The 1,320-nt window shown below is 57.5% G+C and carries 1 protein-coding gene and 1 other annotated feature; the gene reads right to left on the reverse strand.

Annotated features, from left to right (window positions below; translation table 11 throughout):
• Positions 1 to 40 precede the first annotated feature (40 nt).
• Positions 41 to 1,266, reverse strand: a protein-coding gene (locus IU397_RS23140; RefSeq protein ID WP_204417982.1) for an IS3 family transposase whose coding sequence is annotated in 2 segments (ribosomal slippage) — positions 41 to 978 and positions 978 to 1,266 — 1,227 coding nt in all. Because the reading frame shifts where the segments join, the coding sequence is not laid out codon by codon here.
• Positions 869 to 985, reverse strand: a sequence feature (AL1L pseudoknot). It overlaps the preceding gene by 117 nt.
• Positions 1,267 to 1,320 lie beyond the last annotated feature (54 nt).

Here is a 1,320-nt window from a genome sequence, read left to right on the forward strand (position 1 = left end):
TTGAACCGTGCCGGGTTTGCCGGAGGCTGATTTGTCTTATTTACGCGGCCATGTCTGATCTTTGCCGAGCTGCGTAGAAGTTTGCCTCGGCCTCTGCTGGCGGGATATTCCCGATGGGTTCCAGCAGGCGGCGGGTGTTGAACCAATCGACCCATTCGAGGGTGGCATATTCCACGGCATCGAAGCTGTGCCATGGCCCACGCCGGTGGATGACCTCGGCTTTGAAAAGGCCATTGATCGTTTCTGCCAGGGCGTTGTCATAGGAGTCGCCGACACTGCCGACAGATGGGGCGATCTTCGCCTCTGCGAGCCGTTCGGTGTACTTGATAGACAAATATTGCGATCCGCGATCCGAGTGGTGGACCAGTTGATCCTGGGCCGGTCTGCGTTGATGAATGGCTTGTTCCAAAGCATCCAGAACGAACCCGGCGGTCGCCGTGCGACTGACACGCCACCCAACGATGCGGCGGGCAAAAACATCAATGACGAAGGCCACATACACAAACCCCTGCCACGTCGCGACATAGGTGAAGTCGCTGACCCAGAGCACATTCGGCGCGGGCGCGTGGAACTGGCGGTTCACCTTGTCCAACGGACACGGCAGCGCCTTGTCAGGGATCGTTGTCTTCGGCTTCTTGCCACGCACAACACCCTCAAGGCCCAAATCCTTCATCAAGCGTACGACGGTGCAGCGCGCAATATCAAAGCCTTCTCGACGCATTTGATGCCAGACCTTCCGAACACCATAGACGCTGAGGTTTTCCTCAAAGACACGCTCAATCTCGGGCTTCAGTTCTTCGTCACGCTTTGCGCGATCCGAAAGGCGTGAAGGGTCAGCGCGCTTGGCCAAATGATCATAGAACGTGGCTGGGGCAATCGGCAGGACGCGGCAGATTGGCTCGACCCCATGATCACCCCGGTGATCTTCTATGAACTGGATCATCGTTTCAGTGGGCGGTCGAGCTCCGCCTGGGCAAAATATGCGGAGGCTTTGCGCAGGATCTCATTGGTCTGCTTCAGTTCGCGAACCTCGCGCTCAAGCGCCTTCATCTTCTCGGCTTGCTCGGTCGTGATGCCGACGCGCTGACCGGTATCAACTTCCACCTTCTTCACCCATTCGTTCAGCGTTTGCGGCGCGCAGCCAATCTTCGAGGAAATCGATACGATTGCTGCCCAACGGCTCTCATGCTGCCCGGCGCCATCCAATACCATCCGTACAGCGCGTTCGCGGACTTCCGGTGAATACTTGTTCGTTGTCTTGCTCATGATGCTCCATCCTACTCAAGAGTTGGAGCCTCCGGCAAATCCGGCACGGTTCAG

The organism is Actibacterium sp. 188UL27-1 (genome assembly GCF_016901225.1).
Lineage (GTDB): Bacteria > Pseudomonadota > Alphaproteobacteria > Rhodobacterales > Rhodobacteraceae > 188UL27-1.